Raw genomic sequence first — 9,465 nt, 5'->3', positions numbered from 1 at the left:
GGCGGCGCCCGCCTGCTGGAGACGGCTGCCGGTATTCCTTACGATACCGGCCTGCTGATCTTCGGGGTCAGCATCGCGCTGTATACCGCCTATGGCGGCTTTCGCGCCAGCGTGCTCAACGACACGATGCAGGGCATGGTAATGCTGATCGGCACGATCGTGCTGCTGGTGGGCGTGATCCACGCCGCCGGGGGGGTTGGCCATGCGGTAGAGACGCTGCAGTCGATCGACGTCAAGCTGGTGTCCCCGCAGGGCGCGGAGGATATCCTCTCGCCAACCTTTATGGCCTCGTTTTGGGTGCTGGTCTGCTTCGGCGTTATTGGTCTGCCACATACCGCAGTGCGCTGTATCTCCTACAAAGACAGCAAAGCCGTGCATCGCGGCATCATTATCGGCACCATCGTGGTGGCGATCCTGATGTTTGGCATGCATCTGGCTGGGGCATTAGGCCGGGCGGTGATCCCCGATTTAACCGTGCCGGATCTGGTGATCCCGACGCTGATGGTTAAAGTGCTTCCGCCCTTTGCCGCCGGGATCTTCCTTGCCGCGCCGATGGCGGCGATTATGTCGACGATCAATGCCCAACTTCTGCAAAGTTCCGCTACGATCATCAAAGATCTGTACCTGAACTGGCGGCCGGATCAGGCGACTAACGAAAAGCGGCTTAAACGCATGTCCGCCGGCATCACGCTCCTGCTGGGGGTCTTGTTGCTGCTCGCGGCCTGGCGGCCGCCGGAGATGATAATCTGGCTGAACCTGCTGGCCTTCGGCGGCCTGGAAGCCGTCTTCCTGTGGCCGCTGGTGCTGGGCCTTTACTGGGAACGCGCCAACGCGGCTGGCGCGCTGAGCGCGATGATCGTAGGCGGCGTCCTGTATGCCGTACTGGCCACGCTGAAAGTGCAGTTTCTGGGCTTTCACCCGATCGTTCCCGCGCTGCTGCTGAGTTTGCTGGCGTTTGTGGCGGGGAACAGTTTCGGTCGTCCCGCCCCACAGTCCCCCATTTTGACTACTGATAAATAAAGAGTTTTGCTATGCCATGGATCCAACTGAAACTAAATACCACCGGCGCGAACGCTGAAGATCTTAGCGATGCGCTGATGGAGGCCGGATCGGTCTCGATCACCTTCCAGGATACGCACGATACGCCGGTATTTGAGCCATTGCCCGGGGAAACCCGCCTGTGGGGGGATACCGACGTAATCGGCCTGTTCGATGCTGAAACCGATATGAAAGCGGTCGTTGCCCAACTGGAGCAGCATCCGCTGCTGGGCGCCGGGTTCGCGCATAAGATCGAGCAGCTGGAAGATAAAGACTGGGAACGGGAATGGATGGATAACTTCCACCCCATGCGCTTCGGGGAGCGGCTATGGATCTGCCCAAGCTGGCGCGATGTTCCGGATGAAAATGCCGTCAACGTGATGCTCGATCCGGGTCTGGCCTTTGGCACCGGTACGCATCCGACGACATCCCTGTGCCTGCAGTGGCTGGATGGGCTCGACCTCAACGGAAAAACGGTGATTGATTTCGGCTGCGGCTCCGGCATCCTGGCGATTGCCGCACTGAAGCTGGGGGCGGCAAAAGCAATCGGGATTGATATCGACCCGCAGGCTATTCAGGCCAGTCGTGATAACGCGCAGCGTAACGGCGTTTCTGAACGCCTGGAGCTCTATCTTCCTCAGGACCAACCGGAGTCGATGAAAGCCGACGTGGTGGTCGCGAATATCCTGGCAGGCCCGCTGCGTGAGCTGGCGCCATTAATCAGCGTCCTGCCCGTTTCAGGCGGTTTGCTGGGGCTTTCCGGCATCCTTGCCAGCCAGGCGGAAAGCGTCTGTGAAGCCTATGCCGATCTCTTCACCCTTGACCCGGTGGTCGAGAAGGAAGAGTGGTGCCGGATTACCGGCCGGAAAAACTAAGCGCGATGCGGCCTACGGGCCGCATTTTTGTTTCCAGTAGCCACCAAATAATGCCAGGAAATGAGAGGCAGATCGCACTACAGAGCACTTTTTTGGCTACAAAAACAGCGTTTTATATCGCCATGCGGCCAGTCTATCCAAGAAAAATCGAGAAGTTTTATGATTTTATAAATGGACACAAATTATCCATCATCCATTAAATCAATGATTAATATAAGTATTTATTCATCCCTTTTACGCTAGTCCCGGATTCATTGATCTGCAACAGAGGATTGCTCAAAGTTTGGCCTTTCATCTCGTGCAAAAAATGCGTAATATACGCCGCCTTGCAGTCACAGTATGGTCATTTCTTAACTCATGCGCATCGGACACCACCAGCTCAGAAATCGCCTGATCGCAGCGCCCATGGCTGGCATTACTGACAGACCATTCCGGACGCTGTGCTACGAGATGGGAGCGGGTTTAACCGTTTCCGAGATGATGTCTTCTAACCCACAGGTGTGGGAGAGCGACAAGTCCCGTTTACGGATGGTGCATATCGATGAGCCCGGTATTCGTACCGTGCAAATCGCCGGTAGCGTGCCGGAAGAGATGGCTGCCGCCGCGCGGATTAACGTGGAAAGCGGCGCCCAGATTATTGATATCAATATGGGATGCCCGGCGAAAAAGGTGAATCGCAAGCTTGCAGGTTCAGCCCTCTTGCAGTACCCCGACCAGGTGAAGTCGATCCTGACGGCGGTCGTTAACGCGGTGGACGTTCCTGTGACTCTCAAGATTCGCACCGGTTGGGAACCGGAACACCGTAACTGCGTAGAGATTGCCCAACTGGCCGAAGAGTGTGGCATTCAGGCTCTGACTATTCACGGACGCACCCGCGCCTGCTTGTTTAACGGAGACGCTGAGTACGACAGTATTCGGGCAGTTAAGCAGAAAGTTTCCATTCCGATTATCGCGAATGGCGACATTACTGACCCGCTTAAAGCCAGAGCTGTGCTCGACTATACAGGGGCTGATGCCCTGATGATAGGCCGTGCAGCTCAGGGAAGACCCTGGATCTTTCGGGAAATCCAGCATTATCTGGACACTGGAGAGCTGCTGCCCCCGCTGCCGCTGGCAGAGGTGAAGCGCTTGCTTTGTGCGCACGTTCGGGAGTTGCATGACTTTTATGGTCAGGCAAAAGGGTACCGAATCGCGCGTAAACACGTCTCCTGGTATCTTCAGGAACATGCTCCAGATGACCAGTTTCGGCGCACATTCAACGCCATTGAGGATGCCAGCGAACAGCTGGAGGCGTTGGAGGCATACTTCGAAAATTTTGCGTAATAGAAATAAAGAGCTGACAGAACTATGTTCGAACAACGCGTAAATTCTGACGTACTGACCGTTTCTACCGTTAACTCTCAGGATCAGGTAACTCAAAAGCCCCTGCGTGACTCGGTTAAACAGGCACTGAAGAACTATTTTGCTCAACTGAACGGTCAGGATGTGAATGACCTGTATGAGCTGGTACTGGCTGAAGTTGAACAGCCCCTGTTGGACATGGTGATGCAATACACCCGTGGTAACCAGACCCGCGCTGCTCTGATGATGGGCATCAACCGCGGTACGCTGCGTAAAAAACTGAAAAAATACGGCATGAACTGATACTAGTCAGTTGCTTGCTTGATATAAAAGGCGCTCTTCGGCATGGGGAAGCGCCTTTTTTATTATCTGCGCCAACAGAACTCATTACTGATTCACCAGCCGTAGCGCAGGCCCTCCCGATAAACGCGCAGCACAGACCACCGCCATTATATTATCCACCAGCGCAGGCGCCTGCTGATAAAGATCGAAGCGTTGCGGATCGAGCAGCCAGTTTTTAATCAGCCCGGAAAAAGCACTGTGTAAAACAATTAATATCATCTCAATGTTTGTTTCGGCTGGCAATATATTGTTACGCACGCAGCACTGCAGGATGCCGCCAATGAGTGAATAATTAAAACCAATACGTTGGCGAATTTCGTATTCCGAAAGCATATCACTGGAAAACTCACAGCGCTGATAAAGAATTTGCATCAGAGCGCGCTGTCGAGGATTCGCAGCAATATAGCGCAGGCCTGCAATAAACCGCTCGCGTAAAGCATTTAACGGCTCCTGTTCGTACTCTATGGCCTGACTGGGCTGAATCAAATCTCTAAGCGGCGGCTGCTGCTGCCACATTTCATTAAACAGCTCCGTCTTACTGGCAAAATGCCAGTACACCGCGCCGCGAGTCACTCCCGCCGCATCGGCGATATCCGTCAGGGTGGTGTTGGTTACTCCGCGCAGGGCGAACTGCTGGATTGCGGACTCAATCAGGAGCTGCCGCGTGCGCTGCGCCTCTTCTTTTGTTTTTCTTGCCATACAAGGCCCCACTTCCCGATAAGCAGATAATATAGGATATTCTTAATTAGAATTAATCTAGCATTTGCCATGAAGTATTATTTAGCAAAAATGCAGACAAGTTAATCCTGATGCGAAAAGAGAATTAATTATTCAAGTGAATATCACCGGAAAATACATTCACTGAAATAATGTCTATTTATCAACTTTTACAATTGCGATAAATCGCAATACTACAGTGACCATTTTTTTGTTTTTGCGTGCCTTGCTGATTGCTTAAAAATAAGTATCTCTTACATCCAACGGCGTTTATTTGTAGGATGGCAAACTGCTTTTTGATTCCCTCTTTCTTTCACAGATTCGCCGCCTGATTGGGTACGTAATCTATAAGGAACCGCCATGACGACTCACGCCAGAGTGACACTTTTATCCGGTTTAATTATCTCGGCCTTATTGCTAACCGGTTGCGATAATTCTGACAACCAGCAACCCCATGCGCAGGCGCCGCAGGTGACGGTCCATGTCGTGAACAGCGCGCCGCTATCAGTCACCACCGAACTGCCGGGCCGAACCTCTGCTTTTCGCGTAGCGGAAGTCCGCCCCCAGGTGAGCGGTATCATCCTGAAGCGTAACTTTGTTGAAGGAAGTGATGTCGAAGCAGGCCAGTCGCTCTATCAGATCGATCCGGCGACCTACCAGGCGGCGTGGAACAGCGCCAAAGGCGATGAGGCCAAAGCCGAAGCCGCGGCCGCTATCGCCCATTTGACGGTGAAACGCTACGTTCCACTGCTGGGTACTAAATATATCAGCCAGCAGGAATACGATCAGGCAGTGGCCACCGCCCGCCAGGCCGATGCCGATGTCATCGCCACCAAAGCTGCCGTAGAAACGGCCCGTATCAACCTGGCCTACACCAAAGTAACCTCCCCCATTAGCGGGCGCATCGGTAAATCGAGCGTCACCGAAGGGGCGCTGGTCACCAACGGCCAGTCGGATGCCCTGGCTACCGTCCAGCAGCTCGATCCCATCTATGTTGACGTGACGGAGTCCAGTAATGACTTCATGCGCCTTAAGCAGGAAAGCCTGCAGCGCGGCGGTGATACTAAAAGCGTTGAGCTGGTCATGGAGAACGGCCAGGCCTATCCGCTCAAAGGTTCACTGCAGTTTTCTGACGTCACTGTTGATGAAAGTACGGGTTCAATTACTCTGCGCGCTATCTTCCCTAACCCGCAGCATGTCCTGCTGCCAGGGATGTTCGTCCGCGCCCGCATAGACGAAGGCGTCGATCCGCAGGCTATCCTGGTACCGCAGCAAGGGGTGACCCGCACGCCGCGTGGTGATGCCTCCGTGATGCTGGTGAATGACAAAAACCAGGTTGAAACCCGGGAAGTGGTCGCGACTCAGGCCGTTGGCGATAAGTGGCTTATCACCAGTGGGCTGAAACCGGGCGATAAAGTGATTGTCAGCGGCTTACAGAAAGTCCGTCCAGGCGTCACTGTCAAAGCGGAAGCGGAGCGTACGGCGCCGGCCGTGCAATAAGGATACCCAGCCATGTCTAAGTTTTTTATTCATCGACCGGTCTTCGCCTGGGTGCTGGCCATCATTATGATGATTGCCGGCGGCCTGGCCATTCTGCAGCTGCCGATAGCTCAGTACCCGACAATCGCCCCTCCTGCGGTAGCGATCTCCGCCACCTACCCCGGTGCAGATGCCCAGACCGTGCAGGATACGGTCACCCAGGTTATCGAGCAGAACATGAACGGCATCGACAATCTGATGTATATGTCGTCGACCAGCGACTCTGCCGGTTCGGTAACCATTACGCTCACCTTTAAATCGGGTACCGATCCCGATATTGCCCAGGTTCAGGTGCAAAACAAACTGCAGCTGGCCACGCCGCTGCTGCCCCAGGAAGTACAGCAGCAGGGGATTAGCGTCGAGAAATCCAGTAGCAGCTTCCTGTTGGTCGCCGGCTTTATCTCTGATAACCCGACCACCACCCAGGACGATATCTCTGACTATGTCGCCTCCAATGTCAAAGATCCTATTAGCCGCCTCAACGGCGTGGGCGATGTGCAGCTGTTCGGCGCGCAATACGCCATGCGCGTCTGGCTGGATGGCAACCTGCTGAATAAATACAACCTGACGCCGGTGGACGTCATCAATGCGCTGCAGGTCCAGAACGATCAGATCGCCGCGGGTCAGCTCGGCGGTACGCCAGCGCTGAAAGGCCAGCAGTTGAACGCGTCAATCATCGCTCAGACGCGGCTCAAAGATCCGCAGGAGTTTGGCAAGGTCACGCTGCGGGTCAATGCCGATGGCTCTGTCGTCCATCTGAAAGACGTCGCCCGCATTGAGCTGGGGGGAGAGAACTATAACGTTGTCGCCAGAATTAACGGTAAACCTGCCTCTGGTCTGGGTATTAAGCTTGCGACCGGCGCCAACGCCCTGGATACCGCCACCGCGATTAAAGCGAAGCTGGCCGAGCTGCAGCCCTACTTCCCTCAGGGGATGAAGGTGGTTTATCCGTATGATACGACCCCTTTCGTCAAAATCTCCATTCACGAAGTGGTCAAAACGCTTTTTGAAGCAATTATTCTCGTCTTTCTTGTCATGTATCTGTTCCTGCAGAACATGCGCGCAACGCTCATTCCAACCATTGCCGTACCCGTGGTGCTGTTGGGAACCTTCGCGGTATTGTCGATGTTTGGCTACTCCATCAACACGCTGACAATGTTTGGCATGGTGTTGGCGATAGGTCTGCTGGTCGATGACGCTATCGTAGTAGTGGAAAACGTCGAACGTGTGATGGTTGAGGAGAAGCTCTCGCCAAAAGAAGCGACGGAAAAATCTATGTCGCAGATCCAGGGAGCGCTGGTGGGTATCGCCATGGTGCTCTCCGCAGTATTTGTCCCGATGGCCTTTTTCGGCGGCTCAACCGGCGCGATTTATCGTCAGTTTTCAATCACCATCGTCTCCGCCATGGCGCTCTCCGTGCTGGTTGCGCTGGTACTGACTCCGGCGCTCTGCGCCACGTTGTTGAAGCCAGCCTCAGCTGAACACCATGAGAAAAAAGGATTTTTCGGCTGGTTTAACGCCCGCTTCGACCAGAGCGTTAACCACTATACCAACAGCGTCAGCGGTATTTTACGTGGAACTGGCCGTTATCTGGTGATCTACCTGCTGATCGTCGTGGGGATGGCCGTGCTGTTCATGCGCTTGCCCACGTCCTTTCTGCCCGACGAAGACCAGGGCGTCTTCCTGACCATGATCCAGCTACCGTCCGGTGCTACCCAGGAGCGCACGCAGAAGGTCCTGGATACGGTGACAGACTACTACCTGCATAACGAGAAGGCCAACGTCGAAAGCGTCTTTACCGTTAACGGCTTCAGCTTCAGCGGCCAGGGACAAAACTCCGGTATGGCGTTTGTCAGCCTGAAGCCCTGGGAAGCACGCAGCGGCGATAAAAACAGCGTGGAGTCCATCATCAAGCGGGCCACCGTAGCCTTTAGCCAGATCAAAGACGCCATGGTTTTCCCGTTCAACATGCCAGCCATTATTGAGCTGGGTACCGCCACCGGCTTCGACTTTGAACTGATCGACCAGGGCGGACTCGGTCATACCGCTCTGACCCAGGCGCGCAATCAACTGCTGGGCATGGTGAAACAGCATCCGGATCAGCTGGTTCGGGTACGCCCTAATGGGCTGGAAGATACCCCTCAGTTCAAACTGGATGTCGATCAGGAAAAAGCGCAGGCGCTGGGCGTATCACTCTCTGATATCAATGAAACGATATCAGCCGCGCTGGGCGGATACTACGTCAATGACTTTATTGACCGCGGCCGCGTGAAAAAAGTGTACGTTCAGGCTGATGCCCACTTCCGTATGCTGCCGAGCGACATTAACAACATGTATGTTCGCAGCGCCAACGGCGAAATGGTGCCGTTCTCCGCCTTTGTCACTTCACACTGGATATATGGCTCGCCGCGCCTGGAGCGCTACAACGGGTTGCCATCTATGGAGATCCTCGGTGAAGCTTCACCAGGCAAAAGTACCGGGGAAGCCATGGCGCTGATGGAAACGCTGGCCAGTAAACTGCCGAGCGGCATCGGTTATGACTGGACCGGGATGTCTTACCAGGAACGGCTCTCCGGCAACCAGGCGCCTGCGCTCTATGCCATCTCGCTGATCGTCGTCTTCCTGTGTCTGGCGGCGCTGTATGAGAGCTGGTCGATCCCCTTCTCAGTCATGTTAGTGGTTCCGCTGGGGGTCATTGGCGCGCTGTTAGCCGCCACGCTGCGTGGGCTGAATAATGACGTTTACTTCCAGGTCGGACTCTTGACCACGATCGGTTTGTCGGCCAAGAATGCGATCCTGATCGTCGAGTTCGCCAAGGATCTGATGGAGAAAGAAGGGAAAGGGATCATTGAGGCCACGCTGGAGGCATCGCGGATGCGCCTGCGGCCTATTCTGATGACCTCTCTGGCCTTTATTCTCGGGGTCATGCCGCTGGTGATTAGCCATGGTGCCGGCAGCGGGGCGCAGAATGCGGTTGGCACCGGCGTGATGGGCGGGATGCTGACCGCGACGCTGCTGGCGATCTTCTTTGTTCCGGTGTTCTTCGTAGTCGTTAGACGACGCTTTACCCGGCACGCTGAATAACTCGGCTATGTCTTGAAGGCGCCCCTTGCGGGCGCTTTTTTTCGCATGCAATATTGGCAGCCAGCTAAACGCGCCGCAGTCTGGCAACCGCCATTGCACGCAGCATCGCTGAATCACAATCTTTCTCTCCATCTTTTCTGCATATTCCCGGGCTTATCTTCACGATATTTACGCGGCTCATATATTGAGATGATTTCGGCCTCCGGCCCGGACAATCCGCGGTGATAAAATAAGCCATTCCGTTCTGCACTGGCTTTCAGTACAACCCAGCGGATTATCCAGAGGTAATATCATGAAAAAGTATTTAATCGTGGCGCTGCTGGCCTCTCTGCTGGCAGGCTGTGCCCATGACTCTCCCTGCGTACCGGTTTATGACTCGCAAGGCCGCTTAGTCCATACCAATACCTGTATGAAAGGCACAACAGAAGACAACTGGGAAACCGCAGGCGCAATCGCCGGGGGTGCGGCCGCGGTAGCCGGCCTCACGTTAGGGATCGTTGCTCTGACCCGCTAGATCGCTTCCCCAACC

The 9,465-nt window shown here is 54.7% G+C and carries 8 protein-coding genes; 7 read left to right on the top strand and 1 reads right to left on the bottom strand.

Features of this window, described 5'->3' with window-relative positions; genetic code table 11:
• From panF to fis, 4 genes are all read left to right on the top strand, one after another.
• On the top strand, positions 1 to 1,020 hold a 1,020-nt coding region (panF, locus tag HMPREF9538_RS29105; RefSeq protein ID WP_009483992.1), incomplete at its 5' end, for a sodium/pantothenate symporter.
• Positions 1,021 to 1,031: 11 nt separating this feature from the next.
• Positions 1,032 to 1,913 carry a 50S ribosomal protein L11 methyltransferase gene (gene prmA, locus HMPREF9538_RS24685; protein ID WP_004144971.1) on the top strand — a complete coding sequence of 294 codons (882 nt, stop codon included), beginning with the start codon at positions 1,032 to 1,034 and terminating at the stop codon, positions 1,911 to 1,913.
• A gap of 357 nt (positions 1,914 to 2,270) precedes the next feature.
• Complete coding sequence (dusB, locus tag HMPREF9538_RS24690; protein WP_004144972.1) at positions 2,271 to 3,236, top strand: tRNA dihydrouridine synthase DusB; 966 nt, start codon at positions 2,271 to 2,273, stop codon at positions 3,234 to 3,236.
• Positions 3,237 to 3,260: 24 nt separating this feature from the next.
• Positions 3,261 to 3,557: a DNA-binding transcriptional regulator Fis gene (gene fis, locus HMPREF9538_RS24695; RefSeq protein WP_000462905.1), complete on the top strand. Its 297-nt coding sequence runs from the start codon at positions 3,261 to 3,263 to the stop codon at positions 3,555 to 3,557.
• Positions 3,558 to 3,641: 84 nt separating this feature from the next.
• Here the strand turns inward: fis and envR are convergent, their stop codons facing one another.
• Positions 3,642 to 4,295, bottom strand: coding sequence for an acrEF/envCD operon transcriptional regulator (gene envR / locus HMPREF9538_RS24700; protein ID WP_004185881.1), 654 nt, complete (start codon positions 4,293 to 4,295; stop codon positions 3,642 to 3,644).
• Positions 4,296 to 4,673: 378 nt separating this feature from the next.
• Between envR and HMPREF9538_RS24705 the strand changes: the two genes are divergently transcribed.
• From HMPREF9538_RS24705 to HMPREF9538_RS24715, 3 genes are all read left to right on the top strand, one after another.
• On the top strand, positions 4,674 to 5,813 hold the full coding sequence (locus HMPREF9538_RS24705) for an efflux RND transporter periplasmic adaptor subunit (protein ID WP_004144974.1): 1,140 nt from the start codon (positions 4,674 to 4,676) through the stop codon (positions 5,811 to 5,813).
• A 12-nt stretch (positions 5,814 to 5,825) separates the two neighbouring features.
• Positions 5,826 to 8,936, top strand: a complete 3,111-nt coding sequence (locus HMPREF9538_RS24710) for an efflux RND transporter permease subunit (protein ID WP_009483990.1) — start codon at positions 5,826 to 5,828, stop codon at positions 8,934 to 8,936.
• Positions 8,937 to 9,228: 292 nt separating this feature from the next.
• Positions 9,229 to 9,450, top strand: a complete 222-nt coding sequence (locus HMPREF9538_RS24715) for a membrane protein (protein WP_002919103.1) — start codon at positions 9,229 to 9,231, stop codon at positions 9,448 to 9,450.
• The last annotated feature ends 15 nt before the right edge of the window (positions 9,451 to 9,465 follow it).

It is taken from the genome of Klebsiella sp. MS 92-3 (assembly GCF_000195655.1).
GTDB lineage: Bacteria > Pseudomonadota > Gammaproteobacteria > Enterobacterales > Enterobacteriaceae > Klebsiella > Klebsiella pneumoniae.
The sequence above is the reverse complement of the archived record's forward strand: the minus strand, read 5'-3'. Positions and strand labels throughout refer to the sequence as shown.